General features: G+C 65.2%; 24 protein-coding genes. 19 read left to right on the plus strand and 5 right to left on the minus strand.

Annotation, left to right across the window (positions count from 1 at the left end):
• Entirely contained in the window at positions 1-867 is an 867-nt protein-coding gene (locus tag NF876_RS07230) for a sugar kinase (RefSeq protein ID WP_373696623.1), read from the minus strand.
• A 611-nt stretch (positions 868-1,478) separates the two neighbouring features.
• On the opposite strand from NF876_RS07230, the gene NF876_RS07235 reads away from it, so the two are divergent.
• Both NF876_RS07235 and NF876_RS07240 read left to right on the plus strand, forming a co-directional pair.
• Positions 1,479-1,793, plus strand: coding sequence for an HU family DNA-binding protein (locus NF876_RS07235; protein ID WP_262268218.1), 315 nt, complete (start codon positions 1,479-1,481; stop codon positions 1,791-1,793).
• 459 nt (positions 1,794-2,252) lie between these two features.
• Entirely contained in the window at positions 2,253-2,582 is a 330-nt protein-coding gene (locus NF876_RS07240) for an extensin family protein (protein WP_262268219.1), read from the plus strand.
• A gap of 38 nt (positions 2,583-2,620) precedes the next feature.
• Here NF876_RS07240 and NF876_RS07245 read toward each other — a convergent pair whose 3' ends face one another.
• Positions 2,621-2,860, minus strand: a complete 240-nt coding sequence (locus NF876_RS07245; protein ID WP_262268130.1) for a hypothetical protein — start codon at positions 2,858-2,860, stop codon at positions 2,621-2,623.
• Between the two features lie 289 nt (positions 2,861-3,149).
• Here NF876_RS07245 and NF876_RS07250 point away from each other — a divergent pair, with 289 nt between their 5' ends.
• Positions 3,150-3,962, plus strand: a complete 813-nt coding sequence (locus tag NF876_RS07250; protein ID WP_262268131.1) for a DUF1194 domain-containing protein — start codon at positions 3,150-3,152, stop codon at positions 3,960-3,962.
• A gap of 598 nt (positions 3,963-4,560) precedes the next feature.
• On the opposite strand, the gene NF876_RS07255 is transcribed toward NF876_RS07250, so the two are convergent.
• The 3 genes from NF876_RS07255 to NF876_RS07265 form a co-directional block, all read right to left on the minus strand.
• Positions 4,561-5,778: an extracellular catalytic domain type 1 short-chain-length polyhydroxyalkanoate depolymerase gene (locus NF876_RS07255; RefSeq protein ID WP_373696627.1), complete on the minus strand. Its 1,218-nt coding sequence runs from the start codon at positions 5,776-5,778 to the stop codon at positions 4,561-4,563.
• Positions 5,779-6,069: 291 nt separating this feature from the next.
• Positions 6,070-7,902, minus strand: coding sequence for a DEAD/DEAH box helicase (locus tag NF876_RS07260; RefSeq protein WP_262268133.1), 1,833 nt, complete (start codon positions 7,900-7,902; stop codon positions 6,070-6,072).
• Between the two features lie 54 nt (positions 7,903-7,956).
• Complete coding sequence (locus tag NF876_RS07265) at positions 7,957-8,274, minus strand: hypothetical protein (protein WP_262268134.1); 318 nt, start codon at positions 8,272-8,274, stop codon at positions 7,957-7,959.
• 158 nt (positions 8,275-8,432) lie between these two features.
• Here NF876_RS07265 and NF876_RS07270 point away from each other — a divergent pair, with 158 nt between their 5' ends.
• The 16 genes from NF876_RS07270 to NF876_RS07345 all read left to right on the plus strand — a co-directional run bounded on the left by NF876_RS07270 (position 8,433) and on the right by NF876_RS07345 (position 26,099).
• The gene (locus NF876_RS07270) at positions 8,433-9,308 is read left to right on the plus strand and encodes a hypothetical protein (RefSeq protein WP_262268135.1); all 876 of its coding nucleotides are present in this window, start codon (positions 8,433-8,435) and stop codon (positions 9,306-9,308) included.
• Between the two features lie 77 nt (positions 9,309-9,385).
• Positions 9,386-10,633 (plus strand): extracellular solute-binding protein, encoded by a 1,248-nt coding sequence (locus NF876_RS07275; RefSeq protein ID WP_262268136.1) that lies wholly within the window; start codon positions 9,386-9,388, stop codon positions 10,631-10,633.
• 61 nt (positions 10,634-10,694) lie between these two features.
• Entirely contained in the window at positions 10,695-11,627 is a 933-nt protein-coding gene (locus tag NF876_RS07280; RefSeq protein WP_262268137.1) for a carbohydrate ABC transporter permease, read from the plus strand.
• Positions 11,624-12,478, plus strand: coding sequence for a carbohydrate ABC transporter permease (locus tag NF876_RS07285; protein ID WP_262268138.1), 855 nt, complete (start codon positions 11,624-11,626; stop codon positions 12,476-12,478). Before NF876_RS07280 ends, NF876_RS07285 begins: the two co-directional genes overlap by 4 nt.
• 8 nt (positions 12,479-12,486) lie before the next feature.
• Entirely contained in the window at positions 12,487-13,161 is a 675-nt protein-coding gene (locus tag NF876_RS07290) for an N-acetylmannosamine-6-phosphate 2-epimerase (RefSeq protein WP_262268139.1), read from the plus strand.
• 54 nt (positions 13,162-13,215) lie between these two features.
• Positions 13,216-14,184 (plus strand): protein-methionine-sulfoxide reductase catalytic subunit MsrP, encoded by a 969-nt coding sequence (msrP, locus tag NF876_RS07295; protein ID WP_262268140.1) that lies wholly within the window; start codon positions 13,216-13,218, stop codon positions 14,182-14,184.
• The gene (msrQ, locus tag NF876_RS07300) at positions 14,184-14,828 is read left to right on the plus strand and encodes a protein-methionine-sulfoxide reductase heme-binding subunit MsrQ (RefSeq protein WP_262268141.1); all 645 of its coding nucleotides are present in this window, start codon (positions 14,184-14,186) and stop codon (positions 14,826-14,828) included. The genes msrP and msrQ overlap by 1 nt, the downstream gene beginning before the upstream one ends.
• Positions 14,829-14,891: 63 nt before the next feature.
• A complete protein-coding gene (gene modA / locus NF876_RS07305; protein WP_373696624.1) occupies positions 14,892-15,716 on the plus strand; it encodes a molybdate ABC transporter substrate-binding protein in 825 nt (274 codons plus the stop codon).
• Positions 15,713-16,411, plus strand: a complete 699-nt coding sequence (gene modB, locus NF876_RS07310) for a molybdate ABC transporter permease subunit (protein WP_262268142.1) — start codon at positions 15,713-15,715, stop codon at positions 16,409-16,411. Before modA ends, modB begins: the two co-directional genes overlap by 4 nt.
• Positions 16,408-17,514 carry a molybdenum ABC transporter ATP-binding protein gene (gene modC, locus NF876_RS07315; RefSeq protein ID WP_262268221.1) on the plus strand — a complete coding sequence of 369 codons (1,107 nt, stop codon included), beginning with the start codon at positions 16,408-16,410 and terminating at the stop codon, positions 17,512-17,514. Before modB ends, modC begins: the two co-directional genes overlap by 4 nt.
• A gap of 82 nt (positions 17,515-17,596) precedes the next feature.
• The gene (locus NF876_RS07320; RefSeq protein ID WP_262268143.1) at positions 17,597-18,862 is read left to right on the plus strand and encodes an aminopeptidase; all 1,266 of its coding nucleotides are present in this window, start codon (positions 17,597-17,599) and stop codon (positions 18,860-18,862) included.
• Positions 18,863-19,032: 170 nt separating this feature from the next.
• Positions 19,033-20,913: an ABC transporter ATP-binding protein gene (locus tag NF876_RS07325; RefSeq protein ID WP_262268144.1), complete on the plus strand. Its 1,881-nt coding sequence runs from the start codon at positions 19,033-19,035 to the stop codon at positions 20,911-20,913.
• 28 nt (positions 20,914-20,941) lie between these two features.
• Complete coding sequence (locus NF876_RS07330) at positions 20,942-22,468, plus strand: ABC transporter substrate-binding protein (RefSeq protein WP_262268145.1); 1,527 nt, start codon at positions 20,942-20,944, stop codon at positions 22,466-22,468.
• A 105-nt stretch (positions 22,469-22,573) separates the two neighbouring features.
• A complete protein-coding gene (locus NF876_RS07335; RefSeq protein ID WP_262268146.1) occupies positions 22,574-23,494 on the plus strand; it encodes an ABC transporter permease in 921 nt (306 codons plus the stop codon).
• Between the two features lie 5 nt (positions 23,495-23,499).
• Positions 23,500-24,357 carry an ABC transporter permease gene (locus NF876_RS07340; RefSeq protein WP_262268147.1) on the plus strand — a complete coding sequence of 286 codons (858 nt, stop codon included), beginning with the start codon at positions 23,500-23,502 and terminating at the stop codon, positions 24,355-24,357.
• Entirely contained in the window at positions 24,354-26,099 is a 1,746-nt protein-coding gene (locus NF876_RS07345; RefSeq protein WP_262268148.1) for a M14 family zinc carboxypeptidase, read from the plus strand. Before NF876_RS07340 ends, NF876_RS07345 begins: the two co-directional genes overlap by 4 nt.
• Positions 26,100-26,120 lie beyond the last annotated feature (21 nt).

Consider the following 26,120-nt stretch of genomic DNA (forward strand, 5'->3'; position numbering starts at 1 on the left):
TTATGGCATCGCGTCGCGCGGGATGATCGCGCCGCGATAGCGCACGACCTGACCGGCGAGGCGATGTCCTGCCGCCGCGGCGGAACGGGGGCTCTCGCCGGACAGTCGCGCATGAAGGTAAGCCGCCGCGAAGCTGTCGCCCGCCGCAGTGGTGTCGACCACGTCGTCCACGGGCGTGCCGGGGACCACGATGTCACCCCCTTGCCCCAGAACGCGGCATGTCAGATCAGGGTGCTTGAGGACGATCTCGGCCCGGTCGGAAAAGGCCAGCAATTCGTCCGCGCCGCCTGCGCCGAACAGCAGGTCGAGATCCTCCGTCGAGGCGAGAATGATGTCGGCACAGGCAAAAGCCTCACGGAAGGCGGCGCGCGCGACCTCCGGATCGGTCCAGCCCCGCGGGCGGAAATTCGTGTCGAAGGCCACGCGCCTGCCTTTGGCTCGTGCGTCCCGGAGCACGGCGAACAGGCGTTCGCGTCCCGTTTCCCCGTAGAGGGAAAGAGAGATCCCCGACAGATAGATCAGATCATAGGCGGCAATGGCCGCGAGGACGGGCTCGGCCTCCGGCGCCTGGAACAGAAGGCGCGCGGCGGCGGTCTCGCGCCAGTAGGAGAACCGGCGTTCGCCCTTCGGATCCGTCTGGATGATGTAGAGCCCCGGCAGACGTCCGGGCAGGCGCAGCACTCGTTGCGTCCCAACGCCTTCCCGGGTCCAGGCCTCGATCAGCTCGTCGCTCCAGCTGTCGTCTCCGAGCGCGGTGATATAATCGGTCTCCGTTCCCAGGCGGGCAAGATAGACGGCGGTGTTGAACGTATCGCCGCCATAGCCGCGGGAGAGCCGGCCGTCGGCCTCCTCCCTCAGCTCGATCATGCATTCTCCGATGCAGGCAACCCGTGTCATGCTTTCACCGTGGCGCTTACCGAATATGGTGAGCTCAAGCTCTTTGTCGATCCAATACCGTCAATACTGCGATTTTGCGACAGGGAAAGTGCCGTCCGCTCGTCCATGGGCGTCTCGTTCGATGACGGCCGGGAGAGATCATGCCCCACCGGATCCCGCGGACGAGCGCCGAAACCCGCATGGCCGTCGCCTCTTATCGGATTTCCGGCCGCTTGCCGTCCGCCTGCGGCCCGCATGCGAGGCGGGCTTCAGGCACCGCGCAGCGAGCATTCGGCCGGCCGTTGACGAGAAATCGACAAGTAACCGTTACTATTGTGCGGATAGCGAGCGATCGCATCTTTAATTCTTGGCTGAAAGCGTTATTGAGAGTCTGCTGTCTTACGCATTCACCATCTACAAAGGAGTTTCTGATGGCCAAGACTGCAACCAAAGTTTCAAAGAAGGCCCCGGCCAAGAAGGCTGCGGCGCCTAAGGCTGCAGCAAAGGCATCGTCGAAGGTCGCCAAGGCGCCTGCAAAGGCCGCCAGCAAGGCTGTAGCCTCGAAGGCTGCCGCGTCCAAGGCCCCGGCGAAGAAAACGTCGGTGAAGAAGGTAGCGAAGGCTTCCTCCACGACGACGTCTCCAATCCTGACGCTGCGCCACATCGCGGAGAAGCTTTCCGAACTGCACGAGCTTCCGAAGCGCCAGGCCAACGAGATGCTGACCCAGGTCGTCGACATGATCGCCAAGAGCCTGAAGAAGGGCGACAAGATCCGCCTGACGGGCCTCGGCATCCTGCAGGTCCGCAAGCGCGCCGCCCGCATGGGCCGCAATCCTCAGACCGGCGAGCCGGTGAAGATCAAGGCATCGAAGAAGATCGCCTTCCGCGCCGCCAAGGACCTCAAGGAAGCCATCTGATCCTCCATCCCATGAGCCCGTGCTCGCCCCTCGCGGGTGAGCCGGCAGCCCTCCCGGGCAACGAGCAAGGCGGACCGTCCGCCTTGCTCTTTTTGTATGAAGGCGGCGCCCGATGCCGGCGACGAAGAGCTTCCGATTGGACGCGTCTCGATCGGTCCTCGACTGGTTTGGCAGCGGATGGGCTCTAAAGCATCGGACCCAAAAGTGGACTTGCACTTTTGGGATCCATCCGATGCATTCTTCTTGAATGAGAGCATCGGTCAGAACGGAAAACCGGATCCACTTTTCCGTCCGATGCTCTAGAGCATCCCTGGACGTCGCCCGAGACGCATTTCGTTGCGCCCGCCGGCCCGCGAGCAGTCCGGACAGGACGTGGCGCGTGGCGCGCATCTCGGTCCGCATGCCTGCCGCACATCAATCATCGCTGCCAGGATCGTCGCGGCGAACCTGCGACCGCCCATGCCATCCACGTTGCAGGGTTCGTGCTGGCGGATAGACAGCAGGTCACCGTGTGGACCGACTCGAGCATCGGACGTGAAAAGTGGGTCCACTTTTGGGATCGATTCCGATGCTCAAGTCTTTGAGCGGCGCACCGTCCGACGCGAAAAACCGGGTCCACATTTTCGCACGGTGTGCTCGATCGGAGGCCATTCACGGCGATCCGCCTTTCTCCGCGCGCTCAGAGATGGAGCCTGCGAAGTCTTCGATGTGGTGCTCAGCCCCGACTCCAGTGAGGTGCACCACGATCATCTTCATGTCGACATGGGCTCTCACAGGGCCCGTCGATGAGAGAAGGACGGATCGCGTCCTTCGACCGCAGGCGGGAATCAGTTGAAGGCGTAGCTCGGAGACTCGCCCATCTCGGCGGCCCTGGCGGCAAGCAGCAGCGCCTGGCCGAGTTCGCGTGCATGCTCCGGCGTCATCGCGATCGGCATCTGGCGGCGGATGCCGCTCTCGTATTCCTCCGGCGTGGTCGCGAGTTCGATCACCATCATCGCGTCGCAGCCATCGAGGGTGCCGACGGAGAAGCTGGTGAGTGCGCCGATCAAGTCCATATCTGGTTTCATGGCTGTGCCCCTTGCGTAGCGTAAGAAATCATTACCGAAAGACCGGCCCCCTGTCTGCTCTGCGTATAGAGAGTGGATTTTGTTACGTCTCCGGAGGGACGGATCGGCAGGGGCCGGCAGGAGAGCGGAAGCGACCCGGCGCTCCCACGAGGTGTCGCGAACGTACGCCCGAGAAGGGTGCCGCGCCGATTTATCGGTCACGCTTGCGTACCAAATCCCCGCCTGAAGCGTTGACAGACAGCAATCTTGGCAGCCGTCGGCGGATGGGGAGCCAGGAGCGGAGGTGGTCATGGTCAACAGGCTCCTGGGTGCTCTCGCACTTTTCCTCCTGGCCGGTGACGTTCTTGCGGCCGGCCCCAGCCTCTCGGACGCACAACTCGACGTTGCCCTGGTCATCGCGGTCGACGTATCGTCCTCCATGGAAAGCGAGGAGCAGGGGCTGCAGCGTGAGGGCTTTATCGATGCCTTCCGCTCGTCCCTCGTTCATGAGGCCATCGAGAACGGCGTCAATGGACGCATCGCGGTGACCTATGTCGAATGGTCCGGCGTGAAGGATCAACGGGTCATCATGCCGTGGACGCTGATCGACAGTCCCGAGAGAGCGGTGTCCTTTTCCAATCAGCTTGCGTATCAGCCGCTTCGCCAAGCCGGGATGACGTCGATTTCGGGCATCATCGATTACAGCCGCAAGCTCTTTGAGCAGCTGGGCGGCGCTCCTGTCCGCCGCGTCATCGACGTGTCCGGCGACGGCCCCAACAACGACGGCCGCCACGTCACCTATGCGCGGGACGAGGCCGTTGCGGACGGCATCATCATCAACGGCTTGCCGATCATGTTCAGGCGGGCCGCCGGCAGCACGGAGATGGCGGATCTCGACCTGTATTTCAGAGAGTGCGTCATCGGTGGCGTTGGCTCCTTCGTCCTGCCTCTGCACGACCCCGAGCAGTTCGCCATGGTCGTCCGGACCAAGATCATGCGTGAAATTGCCGGGATCGGTGTCGGACGGCCGCTGGTCATCCCGGCTCAGCAGGGCAGCATGAACTGCGTCACGGGCGAAAGACGCAAGCAGGAGGATCTGCTGAGCCAGGAGAAGAAGCCCTGACCGGCCCGAGCGGGAGCCAAGCCGTCATCGGGAGCTTCAGCGGAGTTCGGGCTTCCAGAGCATCGGACGTGAAAAGGGGACCCAGGTTTGGGATCGACCCGATGCTCACATCCTGAAGCGGCGCATCGTCCGGGACCCTGTCTTGATCGCTGGACCGGATGAGCACCCCTCGTCATCACCGGGCTCGTCCCGGTGATCTCGATACGGTGAAGCGCCGCGCCCCACCGCATCGGGATGGCCGGCACAAGGCCGGCCATGACGTGAGAGGGGGGCAGGAAGGGCGGAGGGGGCCATGACGTGGGAAAGGTCACGCCACAGCGAGGATCATCCTCCACGTCATCACCGGGCTTGTCCCGGTGATCCCGATTGTTGGGAACGCCTTGCCTCACCGGATCGGGATGGCCGGCTGGCCATGACGGGAGAGCGTTTCGATCCTGTCCGTGAGTGGCGCGGGCCTCGAGCATCGGACGTGAAAAGGGGGCCCGGGTTTGGGATCGATGCTCCACCCTTGGCTGGCGCATCGTTCGGGCCACGTCTGTGACCTGCCGGGTCCGCACGATGCGCGAGAGGCCGTGAGGCTATCCTCGATCGCCAGGCCTCACTTCATCAGTCCCGCCGCCCTGAGGGCCTTCGTGATCACGGCGCCGATGTCGAGTGGCGAGGAAGCCGATGGTCCGTCCTGCTGCGGCTTGCGGGCGGCCGCATCCTGCTTCAGGGCTCCCGGTGCAGCCTGGAACGGTCGAGGAGCCGCTTCCACGACCTTCGGGGTCTCGCGGGTCTCGCGGGCCTCGGGCCGAAGCCCGGCCCTAGCCTCGAACGGCTCCGTCAATCCCCAGAAGGCGGCAATCCGGTAACTCGAGGAAATACCCACGTCGAGAAGGAAAGGACCGGTTGCTCCATAGCTGTTCTCGTCGTTGCCGACCGCCAAGGGTGTTCCATGCGCCATGCCGGTGATGACGTATTCCTCGATGATCTCGTTCCCCGCCGCATCGGTCCAGGCGCGGCGCGGGTATCCATCCACGGTATCGCTGCGACCCGGGGCAGCCGGCACGCCGTGGACGTTCGTCCACTGCTTGATGATCTCGCCCGCATTCATCGGCTTGACCGTCGCGTCGGCACTGCCGTGCCACACCGAGACTTTGGGCCAGGGCCCTCGGTGGGACGAAGCGCCACGCACGAGGTCGCCCCATTCGTCCGCCGAGCGCGTCTGACCCTGGAACATGCACTCGAAGGCTTCCGGAACGCTGGTCGCGCAGCGATAGGGAAGCCCCGCGATGATGGCCCCGCCGGCGAAAACATCCGGGTAAGCCGCCAGCATGGTCGATGTCATGGCGCCGCCAGCCGACAGGCCGGTGACGAAAATGCGGCCGCGATCCACGCCGTGCTGTCGAACGGCATGCTCGACCATCTGGCGGATCGAGAGGGCTTCGCCGCCGTCGCGCTCGATGTCGCCGGCTTGAAACCAGTTGAAGCAGCGCTTCGGGTTATTGGCGTCCTGCTGTTCGGCGTAGAGCACGAGGAAGCCGTAGCGATCCGCGAGCGCGGACCAGCCCGACCCGTGATCGTACCCGGCTGCGGTCTGCGTGCATCCATGCAGGACGACCACGAGAGCCGGGGAGGCAGGGGTATGGTCCGGAACGTAGGTCAACATCCGGAGATTGCCGGGATTGGAGCCGAAACCCGTGATCTCGGTCAGCCGGCTCGGCACCGGCGTGGCATCGAACGCGGTGGCGGCGGCGTTCGACGCCTTCATTACGGTTTCCCACTGGCGGCGGTAACGGGCCAGCTGCCGAATCATCGTCCCTAAGCGTTGCATTGTCATGGGCCCTTCCGGGTAAGGAGTTGTCCTGAAACCAACTCACCATATGTGGGCAATGTTGCGTCGCACAATACCTTTGCTGCAATGCAGCATCAACGGTCGGATGTCGGCACGACGAAGATGCAAGCTTGGCTTTTCTGGATAGGGATCGATGCCGGGGGCCTGAACGCCACGCGGGTGGCGTCTCATCGGAGGAGGGGAAATCCGAAGCGTGTCGTCCTCGCGGCGATCGACTCTCCTGCAACAGGCCAGGGATTTGGGCGGCCCCGGCCCGTTCCGATCGCGTCGTCAGGGGCGCTTGTCCGACGAGCGCTCCTTGGTCTTCGCGCGCTTGCCGTCCTTGGGGCCCCGGCTGTCCTTCTTCTTGTGCGGGGGAGGGCCGCCCCTGTCCTTGGGGCCATGGCCCTTCGGCCGGTCCCACGGCTTGCCATCGCGGGGCTTCGTGTCGCGGAGTTTGCCCGGTCCGGCATCGGCCGGCTCGATGCGGATATCCTCGTCGTTCGTCTTGCGCACGGCGGAAGCGAATTTCGGCGCGTGTGACTTGACGATCTCGAACTTGGTCTCACGGTCGAAGATCTTGATCGAGCCGATCTCCTTCTTCGTCACATGGCCCAGGCGGCAGATGATCGGCAGCAGCCAGCGGGGGTCGGCGTTGTTGCGCCGCCCGACGCTCATGCGGAACCACACCATGTCCTCGGACGAGCGCTCGAATCCGCCCTCGGATGAATCCCGTCCCTTGTCCTTGAAGCCGCGCAGGCGCTCTTCCTGCCGCTCACGCTTGTCCTTGCGCTGACGGGGCTCGCGGTCGGGACCCGTATCGACGATCTCTTCCGGTTCGGGCAGGCGCGCGCGATGGAAGCGTACCAGGGCGTTTGCGATCTCCTCGGCCGAACGTTGCGCCAGGAGCGCCCGCGCCATGGCGAGATCCTCTTCGGTCGTCTCTTCCGAGAAGATCGGGTCCTGCATCAGCCGATCCCGGTCCCGCAGGCGGATCTCGTCGGCCGATGGCGGACCGGCCCAGGTCACGTCGACGCCCGCCATGTCGACGAGACGCTCGGCCTTGCGGCGGCGCGTGTAGGGCACGAGCATCACGCAGACGCCCTTGCGGCCTGCACGGCCCGTGCGGCCGCTGCGGTGCAGGAGCGTCTCGTGATCATTGGGCAGATCGAAATGGATCACGAGGCCGAGATCCGGAAGGTCGATGCCGCGGGCCGCCACGTCGGTGGCGACGCAGACGCGGGCACGCCCGTCGCGCAGGGACTGAAGGGCGTTGCTGCGCTCGTTCTGGGTCAGTTCGCCCGAGAGGGCAACGGCCGCGAAGCCGCGCTCGATCAGGCTGGCATGCAGGTGTCGCACGGCCTCGCGGGTGTGGCAGAACACCATGGCGCCGCGGCTCTCGTAGAAGCGCAGCACGTTGACGACCGCGTGCTCCACCTCGTTGGGCGCGATCCGGAGGGCGCGGTACTCGATGTCCCCGTGCGGTTCGTTCTCCACCAGCGTATCGACACGATGGGCCTCGCGCTGATAGCGCCGGGCCAGGGCGACGATGTTCTTGGGCAGCGTGGCGGAGAACAGGAGCGTGCGGCGCTCCTCCGGGGTCGCATCCAGGATGAACTCCAGGTCCTCCCGAAACCCGAGATCGAGCATCTCGTCGGCTTCGTCGAGCACCACGACGCGCATCTTCGATGTGTCGAGGCGGCCGCGCTCCAGGTGGTCGCGCAGGCGACCCGGGGTGCCGACCACGATATGGCAGCCATCGTCGAGCGCCCGCTGCTCCCGGCGCACGTCCATGCCGCCGACGCAGGAGACGACCCGCGCGCCGGCCGGCCCGTAGAGCCAGATGAGTTCCCGGTTGACCTGGAGAGCAAGCTCGCGGGTCGGGGCGATGATCAGAGCCAGCGGCTCGCGCGGGGTTTCGAAACGCTCGCTGTCGCCCAGCAGGGTCGACGCCATGGCGAGGCCGTAGGCCACAGTCTTGCCGGAGCCGGTCTGGGCCGACACGAGGAGGTCGCGATCGAGAGCGTCCGGCTGCAGCACGGCAGCCTGGACGGGCGTCGGATCGTTGTAGCCTCGGTCGGAAAGGGCGCGCTCGAGGCTGGGGTTGGTCTTGGGAAAAGGCATGTGAATAAGGCTGAACCGTGTCTGGGGAGCCTGCGAGGGCTCCGGTAAGGATGATCAGCCGGAGGCAGCGGCGTCGTCAATTTCGTCGATGGACACCAGGAACACGACATCGATATCGAGGTCGTCGTCATAGTCTTCGTCGTCTTCGTCGACCTCGTCCTCTTCGTCCAGGGCTTCGTAGAAGGCATCGATCTCGTGTTCCGATGCGGGCCGTGTCGTCAAGGCAGCTGAGCCGTCCCAGAGGGAGCGGCCCTCGCTCTTAAACGACTTTAGGTCATCTTTAAAGCTCTCGCTGAGAAAGAGTTCGCGGGCTTGATCCTCGTCCGCGTTCGTCACGGCAGTCGCCTTGCCGTCGATCTCCAGGGTGACCATGGCTGTCCCTTCGCCTCAGGGTTCATCAAAGCACTAACGCCCAAGCCCAGGATTCGATCAAACCGATCCGGAGCAAGGCCTTTGATCCTCCGGAAGGATGTTAAAAGCCGTTAAGACCAGTATGGACAGCAGGCAACCAATATGAGACCAGTTAAGCCGTGAACGAGACCAGCCCCATCCCCCGCTTCCGGCCTTTGGACCGGCTGTCCCTGCCAGGCTCCCGTGTCAACGAGGACGGGATCGGCCTGTCCGGGCCTTTCGCCTGGGTGATCGACGGTGCGACCGGCCTGTCCGAGGAGCAGCTCACCTCCGCGGGCAGCGATGCCGCGTGGCTCGCCGGCCTGGTCGGCGACAGGCTCACGGGTCTCGCCGCGGAAGGAAGCGCCGACTCGATCCTGAACCGCCTCGAACCCGAAGTTTCCGCGGCCTTCCAGGGGGCCACCGCCCATGTCCGGACCGTCGACGATCACCATGCCCCTTCCGCCTGCCTCGGCCTGATCGAGGCCCGGTCGGGGAGGGACGGGCGGATCGACATCCATGGCCGCTTCCTGGGCGACGTGATCGCCCTGGTGCCGACCGAACAGGGGATCGTGCGCTGGAGCGACGAACGGGCGAAGCCGTTCGAGAGGAAGACGCTGGCGGCCCTCGGCGCCCGCGAGCATGCGCCCGGCTCCATTCCGGAGGCCGCAAGACGCCAGATCCTCGAAAACCGCGCCCGGCTCAACCGGCCCGACGGCTACTGGGTGGTGAACCCGTTGCGGCCCTGGGCCGGACAGGCCCTGCGTTTCGACGCTCAGGTCAAATCGGGCGACCCCATCGTGCTTGCAACCGACGGTTTCATGCGTCTCGTCGATGTGTTCGAAGCCTATTCGGACCGCACCCTTCATGCCCGGCTGGCCGCCGGCCGGGGCGCTGATCTGTTGCAGGAATTGCGCGACAGGGAGCGGAGCGACCTCATGGCAGGCACCTATCCGCGTGTTAAAACCCATGACGACGCGACGTTTCTCGTTATCGCAGCCGAGCCGTATGGCTGAAGAAATCCCGTGAGGCATGATCGAGGATCATGCCCCGCGGTGGGAGGACAAGGACTTCAACAATGAGGGAACCGACAATGACGCTGACCCGACGCATTCTGATGGCTGCCGCCGCCGGCAGCATGCTTCTTTCCGGCACCGCCGCCATGGCCCAGACCGAGCTCACCTTCTGGAGCTGGCGCCAGGAAGACAAGGCCTTCTACCAGGACATCATCAAGAAGTTCCAGGCCAAGGAGCCGGGCATCACGGTGAAGTTCGAGACCTATGCGCCCGAGAACTATCAGACGATCCTCTCCACGGCGCTCGCGGCCGGCCGCGGCCCGGACGTGATCCAGGTCCGCGCCTACGGCAACCTGGAGACCATCGCGACCCCCGGCTACCTGCTCGCCCTGGATCAGCAGAACGTGCCGGAACTGGCGAACTTCCCGGAGCCGGCGCTCGCGGCCGAGACCCTGCGCTCGGACGGCAAGGTGTACGCGGTTCCCTTCGCCATGCAGGCGCAGCTCGTCGTCTACAACAAGAAGATCCTCAAGGATAACGGCCTCAATCCGCCGAAGACCTGGGACGAGATGATGGCGCTTGCCCAGGCGCTCAAGGCCAAGAACATCAACCCGTTCTCCAACGGGACGGCGACGGCCTGGCAGAACGAGACCATCGTCGGCGGACTGCTCTCCTCCATGCTGGGCAAGGAGTTCGAGGCAGACATCGTGTCCGGCAAGGCCAACTTCACCGACCCGCGTTTCGTCAATGCCCTCGCCAAGCTGAAGGACATCAGCCAATATTTCGCGCCGAACTTCACCGGCGTCGATTATCCGTCGTCTCAGCAGCTCTTCGTGGCGGGCCGCGCGGCCATGTTCGCGGGCGGCTCCTACGAGGTGGCGAACTTCAAGAACCAGAACCCCACGCTGGATCTCGGCGTGTTTCCCGCTCCGGTCCTGAAGGCGGGCGACCAGGCGCTAATCGCCACCTATTACGATGGCGGATATGCGGTGAACGCCAAGACCGAGAAGAAGGACGCCGCGCTCAAGTTCGTGCGCTTCCTGGCGACCCCCGAATACGGCACCGCCTTCACCAACACGCTCAAGAACCTCTCGCCGATCAAGGGCATCAAGATCGAGGATCCGATCACGCAGGAGGTGGCGAAGCTCGCCGAGAACTCCATGTCCTATCTGATGCTCGTGCGCTTCCGCTACCAGGAGCCGAGCGGCTCGGTGCTTCTGCAGTCGAACGTGCAGAAGATGCTCGCCGGTCAGCAGAGTCCTGAGCAGGCCGCGGCCGAGATCAACAAGGGCATCGCGACCTATTACAAGCCGTTCCAGAAGTAAGGTTCCGACGAAGGGCGGCGGGCTTCATCGCCCGCCGCCCATCCTGAAGGCATTTGATTCCATGCATGTCTCGCGCCAGCAGCCCCGCACGCTGAAGCACCGGTTATGGGTGGCGTTCCTCGTCGTCCCGCCCATCGTGTTCATGTCGCTGTTCGTGGTCTATCCCATCCTGTCGGCCTTCGCCTATGCGTTCTACGAATGGCAGGGACTGGCGCGCGGCGAGTTCGTCGGCCTGAAGAATTTCAGGGAGGTGCTGTTCGGCGCCACCATGGCGCCCGTGGTCTGGAACGCCTTCCTGCACAACGTCTATGCGCTCGTCGCCCTGATGATCATCCAGAACGGCGGCGGGTTCCTCCTGGCCTGGCTTCTCTACAAGGAACCGTTCGGCTTCCGCTTCCACCGCATCGCGATCTTCGTCCCGGTGGTGCTCTCGACCATCATCGTCGGCTTCCTGTGGAAGCTCTTCCTGAACCCCAATTTCGGCATCATCAATCAGGCTCTGTATTCCCTGGGTCTCGATGCATGGGCCAAGCCCTGGCTCGGCAATTCCTCCACGGCGCTCGGGGCGCTGATCCTCGCCAATGCCTGGCATTTCGTGGGCTTCCCGGCGCTCGTCTATCTCGCCGGCATGCAGCGCATTCCCCCGGAGGTCATCGAGGCGGCCCGGCTCGACGGCACCAACGAGTGGCAGCTTCTCAAGACCATCGTGTGGCCCCTGGTGGCGCCGAGCACCACCATCCTGTTCACCCTGCTCTTCATCGGCGCCTTCAACTGGTTCGAGATCCCTTACGTGATGGTGGGGCTCGACGGCTCGCCCTTCGGCTCCACCGACGTGCTGGGCCTCGTCTTCTATCGCACGGCTTTCGGCAACCAGAGCGCCAGCATCCAGAATTTCGGCATGGGCTCCGCGCTCGCCACGCTCCTGTTCCTGTTCATCGTCGTCTTCGCGTCCATGCTGACCCTGTGGCTGCGCCGTCGGGAGATCCAGTTTTGACCGCCGTCACGTCCGATACGCCGGCAACCCGCCAGGCCATCCCGTTCGTCCTGCTCGCTCAGGTCATCCTGATCGCGAACTCCTTCATCATGCTCTATCCCGTCGTCGTGATGGTGCTGTCCGCCTTCAAGACGACGGGCGAGATCTTCGAGCATCCCTTCGCCCTGCCGGATTTCACGCAGATCGGGAACTTCGCCAAGGTGCTCGGCGAAACCGCGATGCCGGTCTATTTCGTCAACTCGGTCCTGGTGACCGGCACGTCGATCCTCCTGATCCTGGTGCTCGGCACCATGGCGGGCTATGCGGTGGCGCGCTACGAGTCGCGCACCAACACCTTCATCCTGCTGTTCTTCCTGGCCGGGCTGATGCTGCCCCTGAAGCTCGCCGTCATCCCGCTCTTCATCCTCCTGCGGGATCTCGGGCTTCTCGACAGCCGCTGGAGCCTGATCGTCACCTATACGGCCATCGGCCTGCCCTCGACCGTGTTCATCATGGCGGGGTTCCTGCGCACCCTGCCGGCGGAGCTCGAGGATGCGGCGCGCATCGACGGCGCCTCGGAGCCCCGCATCATGTGGTCGGTCATGCTGCCGCTGGCGCGTCCGCCCATGGCGATCGCCGCCATCCAGAATGCGGTGCCGATCTGGAACGACTTCTTCTTCCCGCTCGTCTTCATCCAGACCGATGCCCGCAAGACCCTGCCGCAGGGGCTGACCACCTTCATGGGCGAGTACACCACCGACTGGGGCATGCTGTTCGCCGGCCTCACCATCGCGGCGGCGCCCATCACGCTTCTCTATATCGCCCTGTCGCGCCAGTTCATCCAGGGCATGACGGCCGGGGCCGTGAAGTAGGAGCCGACATGCTGATCCCGAAAGGCGCTCTCGTCGTCTCCTGCCAGGCCCGTGCCGACAACCCGCTGCACGGCCCGGTCTACATGTCCGCCATGGCGCAGGCGGCGGAGGCGGGCGGTGCCAAGGGCATCCGCGCCAACGGCGAGGGCGATGTCGCGGCGATCCGCGCCGTGACCGGGCTTCCGATCATCGGGATCGCCAAGGTGTGGGACGACCGCTTCCCGGTCTACATCACGCCCGGCTTCGCGCAGGCGGCCCAGATCGCAAAGGCCGGGGCCGACATCATCGGCCTCGATGCCACCCCGCGCGCCCGTGACGGCGAGCCGGTGGCGCGGTTGATCGACCGCATCCGCACCGATCTCGGCCGAGAGGTCTTCGCCGATATCGCCACCCTGGAGGAGGGGCGCGCTGCCCATGCGGCCGGCGCCACCTATGTGGCGACGACGCTGTCCGGCTACACGGACGAGACGGCCTCGCGAAAGTCCGAGGGGCCGGATCTGGAGCTCCTGTCGGCTCTCGTGGCCGAACTCCCGGTTCCTGTCGTGGCCGAAGGGCGCTTCGATACGCCGGATCTTGTTGCGGAAGCCTTCAGGCGAGGGGCTCATGCGGTGGTGGTCGGCACCGCGATCACCAACCCGCGCGAGATCACGCGGAAATTCGTCCAGGCCACCGGAAAAAGATAGCTTGTAACGCAAACGTGAGAGCACCTCTGGCGTTCTCGGGTGTACCCATTCACAATGGGTTCCCAACGAGGTGATGCCGTGCTGATCCGCCGCCCTGCCGATGTCCTGCCCTCCGAGATCACCCCCCGGGAGGTCTATCTCAACCGCCGCCAATGGATGGCCGGGGCCGCCGGTCTGGCCTTGTCCGCGGCCCTGCCGCTGGGCCTGGAGGCCGCGCCCCTGTCGGCCGCCAAGAGTCCCTTCTCCACGGACGAGAAGAAGACCAGCCGCGAGGACGTCACGAGCTACAACAACTACTACGAGTTCGGCACCGGCAAGGAGGATCCCGCGGCGAATGCCGGCACCCTCAAGACCTCGCCCTGGACCGTCAAGGTCGACGGGATGGTGGGCAAGCCGGCCTCGTTCGCCGTCGAGGAACTCATCAAGTCGGCGGCCCTGGAGGAGCGCATCTACCGCATGCGCTGCGTCGAAGGGTGGTCGATGGTCATCCCCTGGGTCGGGTTCCCGCTGGCGGACCTGATCAAGCGGGTGGAGCCCTTGGGCAGCGCGAAATACGTCGCCTTCGAGACTGCGTATCGCCCCGAGGAGATGTCCGGGGTCCAATCCATGTTCCCGGTGCTCGATTGGCCCTATGTGGAGGGTCTGCGCCTCGACGAGGCCATGAACCCCCTGGCCATCCTGGCCGTGGGTCTCTACGGCGAGACCCTGCCGAACCAGAACGGCGCGCCGATCCGGCTGGTCGTTCCGTGGAAATACGGGTTCAAGGGCATCAAGTCGATCACCCGGATCAGCTTCGTCGAGAAGCAGCCCGAGACGTCCTGGAGCAGGCAGGCTCCTGGCGAATACGGCTTCTATGCGAACGTGAACCCGAGCGTTGACCACCCGCGCTGGAGCCAGGCCACCGAGCGGCGCATCGGGGAGGGCGGGCTGTTCGTGAAACGCCGTCCGACACTCATGTTCAACGGCTATGCCGACCAGGTGGCCAGCCTCTATACCGGCATGGACCTGCGGAAATTCTACTGATGGCGGGACGAGCCTCCGTTCAGGGCGAGAAGAAAGGCTTCGCCTTGCCCCAGGTGCCGAAGATCGCCGTGTATCTCGTCGGCTTCATCCCGGCCGTGTGGCTGTTCTATGCGGGCGTCACGGATCGGCTCGGAGCCGATCCGATGCGCTACCTGGAGCAGGGTCTCGGCCTCTGGGCGCTGCGCTTCCTGATCGCCACCCTGGCGATCACGCCCCTGCGCCAGCTGTTCAGCATCAACCTGCTGCGCTACCGCAGGGCTCTGGGGCTGCTCGCCTTCTATTACGCCGCTCTGCACCTCCTCACCTATCTGGTGCTCGACCAAGGGCTCGATCTCCCGGCCATCGTGGCCGACATCGTGAAGCGGCCCTACATCACCATCGGCATGGCGACGTTCGTGATTCTCGTGCCTCTGGCCGTCACCTCCAACAACGCCGCGATCCGGCGCATGGGCGGACAGGCCTGGGCGAAGCTGCATCGCCTCGTCTACGCGGCGGCCATCGGGGCGGCGCTTCATTTCCTGCTTGTGGTCAAATCCTGGCCGCCCGAGCCGATCGTCTATGCGGCCATCGTCGCCGTGCTGCTCGGCTACCGGCTGATCCGATCCAGCGTGAAGAAGCCGTCGGCGCGCCGTCGACCGGCTTGATGGCCGGTCGAGGATCGGTAGGATGCCTGCACCAATCAGGACATCCCAGCCGGGAGGAACGAGATGCGTTCGGCACGACATTCGACCGGGAGGCTTGCGACGGTGGGCCTCTTCGGTCTTCTCGCCATGTTCGGCGCCATGTTCGCGCTGGCTGGCGGAGCGGGAGCGGAGACCCGGGACGTGGTGGTGTTCGCGGCGGCCAGCCTGAAGAATGCCCTCGATGACGCAAGCGCCGCCTGGACGCGGGAGACCGGGAAGCGGGTCACGGTCTCCTATGCCGCCAGCAACGTCCTGGCCAAGCAGATCGAGGCCGGCGCACCGGCCGATCTCTTCTTCTCGGCCGACCTGGACTGGATGGATTACGCAGCCTCCCGGGGACTGATCAAGCCCGAGAGCCGGGTCAGCCTGCTCGGCAATTCCCTGGTCCTCATTGCGCCCAAGGGCTCGCCGATACAGGTCGCGCTCCGGCCCGGAATCGATCTCGCATCCATCCTCGGCAGCAACCGCCTGGCCATGGGGCACGTGGATGCGGTGCCGGCCGGCAAGTACGGCAGGGCGGCGCTCGAGTCTCTCGGGGCGTGGGCCGGCGTGAAGGACAAGGTCGCGCAGGCCGACAATGTCCGGGCCGCTCTCCTGCTCGTCTCCCGCGGCGAGGCACCGCTCGGGATCGTCTACAAGACCGATGCCGTTGCCGATCCCAACGTGAGCATCGTCGCGACATTCCCGGAAGAGAGCCATCCGCCGATCGTCTACCCGGTAGCGCTCACGACGGACTCGACCCATCCCGACGCCGCGGCGTTCCTTGCCTTTCTGCGCACGGAGAAGGCCAGGCCCTTCTTCGACCGGCAGGGCTTCACGGTCGTCGGCAAGGCGGCCTCCGGTTCGTGACCGACTGGCTCTCCCCGGAAGAATGGACGGCCGTCCGTCTCAGCCTGAAGGTCGCCTTCGTGGCTATGACGGCGAGCCTCGTGCCGGGAATCGCGATCGCGTTGCTGCTCGAGCGCGGGCGTTTCTGGGGCCGGCAGGCTCTTGACGTGATGGTACACCTGCCCCTCGTTTTGCCACCGGTGGTCGTCGGCTGGTTCCTGCTCATCGGGTTCGGGCGGCGCGGACCCATCGGGGCGTTTCTCGCCGAGCAGTTCGGCATCGTCCTGTCCTTCCGCTGGACGGGGGCGGCGCTCGCCTGCGCGGTCATGGGTTTCCCGCTGCTGGTGCGTGCGATCCGCCTGTCCATCGCATCGGTCGACCGCAGGCTCGAGGACGCAGCCGGCACCCTGGGCGCCCATCCCGTGTGGGTCTTCGCCGCCGTGACGCTGCCGCTGATCCTGCCGGGCATCATCGCCGGTATGGTCCTGTCCTTCGCGAAGGCGATGGGCGAGTTCGGCGCGACCATCACCTTCGTGTCCAACATCCCGGGCGAGACGCAGACCATCCCGACGGCCATCTATGCCTTCACGCAGGTGCCGGGAGGCGAGGGCGGCGCGATGCGGCTGACTCTCGTGTCCGTCGCCATCTCGGTTGCGGCGCTCTGGAGCTCCGAATGGCTGGCGCGACGGGTCGGACGGCGGGCTCACGCGTCATGAGTCTCGATGTCGACGTCCGGCACGAGCTGGGTGGATTTGTCCTGGACGCACGCTTCCGATCGGACGGAAAGCTCACCGCGCTGTTCGGTCCGTCGGGCTCCGGCAAGACGACCATCGTGAATGCGATCGGCGGGCTCATCCGGCCTGAGCAGGGGCGGGTCGCCGTGCAGGGACAGGTGCTCGTCGATACGGCGCAGGGCATCTTCGTTCCCAAGCACCGCCGGCGGATCGGCTACGTCTTCCAGGAGGGACGTCTCTTCCCGCATCTCACCGTACGGCAGAACCTGCTCTTCGGGCGCTGGTTCACGCCCAGGCAGCAGAGGAAGACGAGCTTCGACGGAGTCGTCGACCTTCTCGGCATCGGCCATCTGCTCGAGAGGCGGCCGTCCACATTGTCGGGCGGCGAGAAGCAGCGCATCGCCATCGGGCGGGCCCTTCTGGCGGATCCGCGCTTGCTGCTCATGGATGAACCGCTGGCCTCCCTCGACGAGGCGCGAAAGGCCGAGATCTATCCCTATCTCGAGCGGCTGCGCGACGAAGGCGGGGTGCCGATCGTCCTGGTGAGCCATTCCGTGGCCGAGATCGCAAGGCTCGCCACCGCCGTGGTCGTCCTGTCCGAGGGGCGTGTGACGGCAGCGGGGCCCGCCTCGGAGATCCTCCGGCATTCCCATCTCTTCGTGCCTATGGGCCTCGCCGAAGCGGGTGCGCTGATCGACGCCCGGGTGCTGCGGCACGAGGATCCCTTTGCTCTCACGGTCCTGCAGGCCAGAGCCGGAACCTTGACGGTGCCGCGCCTGAACCATCCTGTCGGAACGGTCCTGCGCGTGCGCCTGCGTGCTCGCGACATCATGCTGTCTCTGCACAGGCCGGCGGGAATGAGCGCCCTGAACGTCCTGCCCGGACTTGTTTCCTCGATCGAGGACTCCGAGGAGGCGAGTGTCGATGTGCAGTTGGATTGCGGCGGCGACGGCCTCGTGGCGCGCGTGACCCGCAAGTCGGTCGCGGAGCTTGGCCTGAGGCCGGGCATGTCCGTCCATGCCATCATCAAGAGCATCGCTTTCGATCCCGAGGTTCTCGGCGCGGTCAAGCCACCGCATTCATGAGATTTTTCCCCATCGAGGTTGCGCCGGCGTCTGAGCCGTGTAGCCTCTCCGGCCATCATTTCTGCTTCGAGAGCCCAAGACCATGAACGAACAATTCCGGAATCCGACCGATGCCGCGTCCCACGCCAAGCTTCTCGATCGTCTGGGGGAAGTCGCCGTCCGGGTCGGATTGGGGCTGAAGCCGGGCCAGGAACTGGTCGTGACCGGGCCTCTCGATGCGGTCGCCCTGGTGCGGCGCATCACGGAGCACGCCTACAAGGCCGGCGCTTCCCTGGTCACCACGATCTTCTCCGACGAGGAAAGCGCGCTCCTGCGCTTCCGGAATGGCCGGGACGAGAGCTTCGACACGGCTCCGGCCTGGCTCTACGAGGGCATGGCGGCGGCCTACAAAAATGGCGCTGCCCGGCTGGCCATCGTGGGCGAGGATCCGTCGCTGCTCGCCAAGGAGGATCCGGAAAAGGTCTCGCGCGCCAACCGGGCCCGCTCCAAGGCCTATATGCCAGCGCTCAACATGATCGCGGGATTCGACATCAACTGGACCATCGTGTCCGCCGCGACACCCGCCTGGGCCAGGACGGTGTTCCCGGACGACCCGGAAGAGGTGGCCGTGGCCAAGCTCTGGCAGGCGATCTTCTCGGCCTCCCGGGTCGATACGCCGGATCCCATCGCCGCGTGGGAAACCCACAACGCGACCCTGCAGGCGCGCACCCGGACGCTGAACGAGAAGAATTACGCGGCGCTTCACTTCCGCGGCCCCGGCACGGATCTCCGCGTGGGTCTCGCGGACGGGCACGAGTGGAACGGGGGCTCGACCCGGGCGAAGAACGGCGTCGTGTGCAACGCCAACATCCCGACCGAGGAGGTCTTCACCACGCCGCACAAGGACCGGGTGGAGGGCATCGTGTCCAGCACCAAGCCGCTGTCCTACAACGGCACCCTCATCCAGGACATCCAGGTCCGGTTCGAGGCCGGCCGCATCGTCGAGAGCAAGGCGCGCACGGGAGAGGCGGTGCTGAACAAGGTGCTCGATACCGACGAGGGCGCGCGCCGCCTCGGGGAAGTGGCGCTGGTGCCGTTCTCGTCGCCGATCTCTCGGAGCGGCCTTCTCTTCTTCAACACCCTGTTCGACGAGAATGCCTCCAGCCACATCGCCCTTGGCCAGGCCTACAGCAAGTGCATCCGCAACGGCGGAACGATGAGCGAGGAGGAACTCGCCTCCCACGGCTCCAACAAGAGCCTGATCCATATCGACTGGATGATCGGCTCCGACCAGGTGGACGTGGACGGCATCACCCAGGACGGGCGGGCCGAACCCCTCATGCGCGGCGGCGAATGGGTAACGACGTAACAAGCGCGCTGGCATTTCCCAGTGGCTCCGATCTATGATCCCTGCGATGGCCTGATCTGACGCAAACAGTGCTTGACGGACCCGTTCGGGAACTGTGATGGATGACAGGTATCATAAAGGTACTGGCTAGGCCTTCCGCTGGGTCAGGGCCGGCTCACGAGCGTGGATGGATGTCGGATACTGCCAATCGTAGGTCTCAGGACCAAGCTCTCCTGTCGGTTCGCTCCCTGTCGGTGGAGTTCGGCACGGGCAACGGAGCCTTCAAAGCCGTCAGGGATGTCAGCTTCAACGTGCGGCCCGGCAGAACCCTGGCGGTGGTGGGCGAGTCGGGATCGGGAAAATCCGTCACCTCCCTGGCGATCATGCGCCTGACCGACTACACGGGCGGGCGCATCACTGGAGGGCAGGTGCTGTTCCGCCCCGACGGGGGCGAAGCGATCGATCTCGTCAAGGCCTCCGACAGCCGGCTTCGGGAGATCCGCGGCAACGACATCGCGATGATCTTCCAGGAGCCGATGACGTCGCTCAACCCCGTCTTCACGATCGGCAATCAGATCTCCGAGACTCTCATCCTGCATCAGGGTTTGAACGGGAGGGACGCCCGTCTGCGGGCCAAGGAGCTGCTCCAGAAGGTGCGCCTGCCCGATGCGGACAAGCTGCTCGACCGCTATCCGCACCAGCTCTCGGGCGGCATGCGCCAGCGCGTCATGATCGCCATGGCGCTCGCCTGCAACCCGAAGCTCCTGATCGCCGACGAGCCGACGACCGCGCTCGACGTGACCATCCAGGCGCAGATCCTCAACATCATCCGCGACCTGCAGCAGGAGATGGGCACCGCCGTCATCTTCATCACGCACGACATGGGCGTGGTGGCCGAGATGGCCGACGACGTGGTGGTCATGTGGAAGGGCGAGAAGGTGGAGCAGGCGCCGGTGCGCGACATCTTCGCCGCACCCCGGCATCCCTATACCAGGGCCCTTCTTTCCGCCGTGCCGCGCCTGGGCAGCCTCACAGGGCAGCCCTTGCCCAAGCGCACCCCCGTGATGGTGATGGACGGCGGCGTCGCCAAGGCGGTCGGCGATACGCACGAGCAGAATACGGCCGATTACACGAAGCCGATCCTGCAGGTGGACAAGCTCACCACACGCTTCGACGTGGGCAAGACCTTCTTCGGGCGCGTGACCCACCGGGTCCATGCGGTCGAAGAGGTGAGCTTCGACATCTATCCCGGCGAGACCCTGGCGCTGGTGGGTGAGTCCGGCAGCGGCAAGTCCACCATCGGGCGCACCCTGCAGCAGCTCGTCGAGCCGACCGGCGGAACCGTGCGCTTCGACGGGCGCGACATGGCGGCCATGAGCCAGGGTGAGCGCCGGCGCCTGCGCCAGGAGATCCAGTACATCTTCCAGGACCCCTTCGCCTCGCTCGATCCGCGTCACACCGTCGGCTACAGCATCGCCGAGCCCATCATCGTCCATGGCCTGATCAACGACCGGAGGGAGCGCGAGCGGCGGGTCCACGAATTGCTGGAGCAGGTCGGCCTGCAGCCGCAGCATGCCAGGCGCTACCCGCATGAATTCTCGGGCGGCCAGCGTCAGCGCATCTGCATCGCGCGGGCGCTCGCGAGCAATCCGAAGCTCGTGATCGCGGACGAATCCGTGTCCGCCCTCGACGTGTCGATCCAGGCGCAGATCGTCAATCTGCTCATGGAGCTTCAGGAGAGAAAGCGGCTCTCCTACCTTTTCATCACCCACGACATGGCCGTGGTGGAGAAGATCAGCCACCGGGTCGCGGTGATGTATCTCGGTCAGATCGTCGAGCTCGGATCGCGCCAGGCGATCTTCGAGAACCCGCAGCATTCCTATACCCGCAAGCTGCTCTCGGCCGTGCCCATTGCCGATCCGCAGCGCGAGCGGGCCAAGACCCGGATCGAGGGAGAGATCCCGAGCCCCGTGCGCCCGGTCGGGCAGGAGCCCGCCATTCACCGCATGCGCGAGGTCGAACCCGGACATTGGGTGGCGATCGAGTCCGATCCGCTTCGCGGGGCCGCGTGAGAGACGATTTTCCAGAGGAGACATCACGATGACATTCTCGACCACCCTGAAGGCGCTGGGCCTGATGGCCGCAGTCGCCGCGGCGCCGCTGATGGCGTCCGGAGCTCAGGCGGCCGGAACGCTGACCACGGCCGTCGCCATCGATCCTGGCAGCTGGGACCCCATCGACACCTTCCTGGTCGATTGGTCGTCGGCCGCCAACAACATCTTCGACGGCCTCACGGCTCGCGGCGCCGACATGAAGCTCAAGCCCGGCCTCGCGACATCGTGGGAGTTCCTCGACAACAACAGCCGCATCCGCTTCAAGCTGCGCCAGAACGTGAAGTTCCACAACGGCGAGCCGTTCAATGCGGCGGCCGTGAAGTTCACCTTCGACCGTCTCCTCGGCGAGGAGGGCAGGAAGGGGCCGCAGCAGTCCAACTACAACACCATCGACCATGTGGAGGTCGTCGACGATTCGACCGTCGATTTCGTCATGAAGCAGCCGGATCCCGTTCTGCTCACGAAGCTCGCCGGCTATGGCGGCATGATCGTGCCGCCCCGATACATCCAGGAGAAGGGTGACGCCTATTTCAACATGAACCCGGTCGGCACCGGGCCGTTCAAGTTCGCGGAATACAGCCCGAAGGTCAGCCTGACCCTCGAGGCCTTTCCCGAGCACTGGGGCGGCGCCCCGAAGCTCGACAAGGTCGTGACTCGGTTCATCTCGGAGGCGAACACCCAGGTGGCCGAGCTCCAGTCGGGCCGCATCGACGTCGCCACCCTGATCCCGTTCGGCCTCGCTCCGACCGTGGAGAAGAGCCCCAATCTGAGCCTGCTGAGCATCACCGGCCCGACCGTCGTCGCCCTGCGCCTCAACACCCGTGACGGCATCACGAAGGATGTGAATGTCCGCAAGGCGCTGATCATGGGGATCGACCGGGACGCGATCATCAAGGCGGTCCTCCTCGGACACGCCAAGCCGATCGCGAGCTTCCAGTCGGACCTGTCCTTCGGCAACGATCCGAGCCTGAAGCCTCTGCCCTTCGATCTCGCCAAGGCGAAGCAGATGCTGCAGCAGGCGAAAGTGCCGGCCGGCGCGCCGGTGCGGATCGACTTCCGCGGCAACGACGCCACCTTCCGCGAGGTCGCGCAGGCGGCAGCCGGCTTCCTCCAGGCGCTCGGCCTCAAGCCCTCGCTGCAGCCGCATGAGCCGCCGGTTCTGCTCAACGACATCATTCCGAACGGCAAGACGGGCGAGGCCTGGCACAATGCCTGGGGCGGCTGGACCTTCGACTACGACAACACCGCTTACCTGATGTATCACTCGGGCGAGAAGTGGAACCCCTACGACAACGATCCCAAGCTGAACGCCCTGCTCGAGAAGCAGCGCACGATGTATGACGTGAAGGAGCGTGAGAAGGTTCTGCAGGAGGTCGCGCGCTACGTGGCCGATCAGGCGCTCGAGATCCCGCTCTACAACCAGAACACGCTCTACGGCGTCAACAAGCGGGTCAAGAACTTCGACGCGCCCGCGGACCGCCGCTTCCGCTTCACGGAAACGACCGTCGAGTGACGGACCGACCAGGACATGGACCTTCGCGGCCATGTCCGGAGCGAAACATAAAAGAAGGCCCCGCGCGAGCGGGGCCGTTTTTCCAAGAGCAAGAAGGACCTCAGGATGGCGGGCTTCATCCTCAAACGATTGTTGCAGGCCGTTTTCGTGGTCCTTGCGGTGACCTTGATCGTCTCCTTCGCGATCCGCCTGTCGGGCGATCCCGCAATCATGCTGATGGGCGGCGGCAACGTCACCGAGCAGGATCTGCAGAACATCCGCCAGGCGCTCGGGCTCGAGCGGCCGTTCTACGTGCAGTATCTCGCCTTTCTCGAAGGCATGGTGAGGGGAGATTTCGGCAAGAGCTTCATGGGCGGCACGTCTGTCTCCATGCTCATCGCCAACGCCCTCCCGGCCACGCTCCTTCTGGCCTTCACGTCTCTTCTCGCGTCGATCGTCCTGTCGGTGCCGCTCGGCGTCTACGCGGCCGTGAACCGGGGGCGCTGGCCGGACCAGGTGATCCGCATCCTGTCGCTGGTGGGCCTGTCCTTCCCGAACTTCTGGCTCGCCATCATGATGGTGCTGCTGTTCTCCATCGTGCTCGGCCTCCTGCCGCCGAGCGGCATGGAAGGCCCTGAGAGCTTCGTCATGCCGGCGCTCACCATGGCGATCATCCTCACGGCCACCAATGTGCGCCTCGTGCGCACCTCCATGCTGGAGACGCTCTCGCAGCAATACATCATGGTGGCGCGCTCGAAAGGCCTGCGCGACCGCGTCGTCCTGTACAAGCACGCCCTGCGCAATTCCGCCATTCCGCTCGTCACCTATATCGGCCTGCAATTCGGCGGCCTCATCGGCGGCATCGTCATCATCGAACGGGTGTTCAACTGGCCCGGCATGGGCACGCTCGCCTTCGACGCCATTTCGAACCGCGACTACCCGGTGCTCCAGGGCACCATCACGGTGCTGGCGCTCTTCATCGTCCTCATCAACCTTCTGGTCGACATCGCCTACGGGCTGATCGACCCGCGCATCCGGACGGAGTAGAACCCATGGCTGCCGCTCAAGCTGTGTCGTCGGCGCGCCGACACTTCAGGTCGCTCGAACTCGTCCTCGGTCTCCTGCTCACGGCGAGCATGGGCCTGGCCGTTCTGTTCTCCGGCTTTCTCTTTCCCGACGGCGGCGAGAGCATGGACCTCATGGCCCGTCTCACGCCGCCGTTCCAGGATCTGGCTCATCCCCTCGGGACCGATCCCCTGGGCCGCGACGTGCTGGCGCGCGTGATCGTCGGCGGCAGGATCTCGCTCACGGTCGGCGTCCTGTCGGTGATGGGAGCCGTCGTCGTCGGCACGATCGTCGGCCTCGTCGCCGGATACTATCGCGGCATCGCCGAGATCCTGCTGATGCGCTTCGCCGATATCCAGCTGGCGCTCCCGTTCATCCTGCTGGCCATCATGTTCCTGGCCATTCTCGGAACCGGCGTCGACAAGATCATCTTCTTCATGGTCGTCGCGCAATGGGTCCAGTATGCGCGCCTCGTGCGAGGCTCCGTGCTGGCGCTGCGGGACCGGGAGTTCATCCTCTCGGCCCGGGCCATCGGGGTCGGCAACGGGCGCATCATCTTCACCCATATCCTGCCCAACGTGCTGGGACCCATCGTCATCCTGATGACGCTCAACGTGGCCAACAACATCCTTCTCGAAAGCAGCCTCACGTTCCTGGGACTGGGCGTCGATCCGCTGATCCCGAGCTGGGGCGGCATGCTGGCCGACGGACGCACCTATCTGCAGACGGCCTGGTGGGTGAGCGTGTTTCCCGGCCTCGCCATCATGTTGACCGTGCTCGGCCTGAACCTTCTGGGCGACTGGCTGCGCGACCTCCTCGATCCGACAGGACAGACATCACGATGACCACATTGCTCGACGAGCGCATCCCGCGCACTCTCGATTCCCTGGTGCGGGACTGGACCGGCAACAATGATCGCGGCCTGACGCTCGAGGCCTGGCTGTTCGAGGACGAGGCGGCGCGCCGTGCCGCGGAGGCGGACCTGGCGGGAGCCGGTATTCATGCGCGGATCCGCAGCGCCTACAAGCCGCTCGTCCATGCCTTCCTCGAGGAGATCGACACGGCCGGCCTGAAGCGCGTGGCCATTCGCTATCCCGTGCATGAGGAGGCGGATCGGCTGCGCTTCCTCTCCGAGGCTTATCCTCTGGCGGCCTTGCTCGAGGGGGTCGAGACCGTCTTCGAGCCCGGTCCCGCGGATCTGACCTACCAGGTCGCGCTCGAATACCAGGACGGGCGCGCGGCGGAGCATGAGGTTTTCGCGCCGAACCGCCTGCGCACCAACCATCTCGATCAGGTGGATCTCACGCCGACCGGCTGGCTGAGGGTGACCGGACGATCCGACGCCTCGGACCTCGACGAGCCGCTCGAGACCGAGTTCGAACAGGTCTATCGGAAGGTCATGGCAAGCGTTGCAGCCCATGAATGGCCCGAGGCGGAGCCCTATGCGGAAACCCTAGCCATCGACGTGACGATCCCGGGCATCGAGCGTTCGCTGGATTACGGCGACGAGGTCATGAGCACCCGCGAGGCGCTGCACGAGGATTTCTATTTCTCGCTGCTCGAATTCTTCAAGCGCAGGTCCGGCCGTCCGCCTGAGGACAGGAGCGTGCAGCCGGGTCAGATCGTGCCGGATATCCGGGCCGGCAGCGCAGACGCGTATGTGCGGGTGACCCTGCGGGCCTTCGGTGAGCCGCAGGATCCGGAGAAGCCGGATCAGGACATCGAGACGGCCGATGCGGCGCCCGGTCTCGCGCAGATCTATCGTGAGCTCGCGACGCTGCCCGGAGAGACCTTCGAGGGGATTTCCCGTGAGGGACGGCCCGTGCCGGGGATCTATCGCGCGGGCTCGCGTCCGGCGGTTCTCGTCACCAGCGGGCAGCATGCCAACGAAACCTCCGCTCCGGTCGGAACGTTGCGGGCCGTGCGCCGGCTGCTCGCCAATCCCGACGCCAACATCGCCTATATCCCGGTCGAGAACCCGGACGGCTATGCGCTGCATGGGCGCCTGTGCGAAGCCAATCCGCGCCATATGCACCATGCGGCGCGCTATACCTCGCGCGGCAACGACCTGGAATGCGGCCAGGGCGAGCCGGTCTACGAGATCGGCGCCCGCCACCAGGCGCTGGCGCTGTCGGGCGCCCAGCTGCACCTCAACTTCCACGGCTATCCGGCCCACGAATGGACCAGGCCGCTCACCGGCTATCTGCCGCGCGGCTTCGAATTGTGGACGATCCCGAAGGGCTTCTTCCTGATCATGCGGCATCACCCGTCCTGGAGCGAGACCGCGAGGACGCTGATCGAAGCCGTGACGACGGGTCTGTCGGCCGTGCCGGGACTCGCCGCGTTCAACCGCCGTCAGATCGAGATCTGCGCGATCCATTCCGGGGGAACGCCTTACGAGATCATCAACGACGTTCCATGCCTGATCACGGCGGACGAGCGCCATCCCTCGCCCTTGACCCTCATCACGGAGTTCCCGGACGAGACCATCTACGGCGACGCCTATCGTTTCGCCCATACGGTGCAGATGGCGACCGTCATCGCGGCCGAGGAAGCCTACGCGTCGATCATGGCGAGAGTGGCCTGACGCTCGGTCCGACAGCGGCCC

This window comes from Microvirga yunnanensis, assembly GCF_025460875.1.

Coding starts and splice junctions, on each gene's coding strand:
- NF876_RS07230 (WP_373696623.1), bottom strand. CDS start 867: ATGATCGAGCTGAGGGAGGAGGCCGACGGCCGGCTCTCCCGCGGCTAT.
- NF876_RS07240 (WP_262268219.1), top strand. CDS start 2,253: ATGCCATCCACGTTGCAGGGTTCGTGCTGGCGGATAGACAGCAGGTCA.
- NF876_RS07245 (WP_262268130.1), bottom strand. CDS start 2,860: ATGAAACCAGATATGGACTTGATCGGCGCACTCACCAGCTTCTCCGTC.
- NF876_RS07250 (WP_262268131.1), top strand. CDS start 3,150: ATGGTCAACAGGCTCCTGGGTGCTCTCGCACTTTTCCTCCTGGCCGGT.
- NF876_RS07255 (WP_373696627.1), bottom strand. CDS start 5,778: ATGCAACGCTTAGGGACGATGATTCGGCAGCTGGCCCGTTACCGCCGC.
- NF876_RS07260 (WP_262268133.1), bottom strand. CDS start 7,902: ATGCCTTTTCCCAAGACCAACCCCAGCCTCGAGCGCGCCCTTTCCGAC.
- NF876_RS07265 (WP_262268134.1), bottom strand. CDS start 8,274: ATGGTCACCCTGGAGATCGACGGCAAGGCGACTGCCGTGACGAACGCG.
- NF876_RS07275 (WP_262268136.1), top strand. CDS start 9,386: ATGACGCTGACCCGACGCATTCTGATGGCTGCCGCCGCCGGCAGCATG.
- NF876_RS07280 (WP_262268137.1), top strand. CDS start 10,695: ATGCATGTCTCGCGCCAGCAGCCCCGCACGCTGAAGCACCGGTTATGG.
- NF876_RS07290 (WP_262268139.1), top strand. CDS start 12,487: ATGCTGATCCCGAAAGGCGCTCTCGTCGTCTCCTGCCAGGCCCGTGCC.
- msrP (WP_262268140.1), top strand. CDS start 13,216: ATGGGTTCCCAACGAGGTGATGCCGTGCTGATCCGCCGCCCTGCCGAT.
- msrQ (WP_262268141.1), top strand. CDS start 14,184: ATGGCGGGACGAGCCTCCGTTCAGGGCGAGAAGAAAGGCTTCGCCTTG.
- modA (WP_373696624.1), top strand. CDS start 14,892: ATGCGTTCGGCACGACATTCGACCGGGAGGCTTGCGACGGTGGGCCTC.
- modC (WP_262268221.1), top strand. CDS start 16,408: ATGAGTCTCGATGTCGACGTCCGGCACGAGCTGGGTGGATTTGTCCTG.
- NF876_RS07320 (WP_262268143.1), top strand. CDS start 17,597: ATGAACGAACAATTCCGGAATCCGACCGATGCCGCGTCCCACGCCAAG.
- NF876_RS07325 (WP_262268144.1), top strand. CDS start 19,033: ATGTCGGATACTGCCAATCGTAGGTCTCAGGACCAAGCTCTCCTGTCG.
- NF876_RS07330 (WP_262268145.1), top strand. CDS start 20,942: ATGACATTCTCGACCACCCTGAAGGCGCTGGGCCTGATGGCCGCAGTC.
- NF876_RS07335 (WP_262268146.1), top strand. CDS start 22,574: ATGGCGGGCTTCATCCTCAAACGATTGTTGCAGGCCGTTTTCGTGGTC.
- NF876_RS07340 (WP_262268147.1), top strand. CDS start 23,500: ATGGCTGCCGCTCAAGCTGTGTCGTCGGCGCGCCGACACTTCAGGTCG.
- NF876_RS07345 (WP_262268148.1), top strand. CDS start 24,354: ATGACCACATTGCTCGACGAGCGCATCCCGCGCACTCTCGATTCCCTG.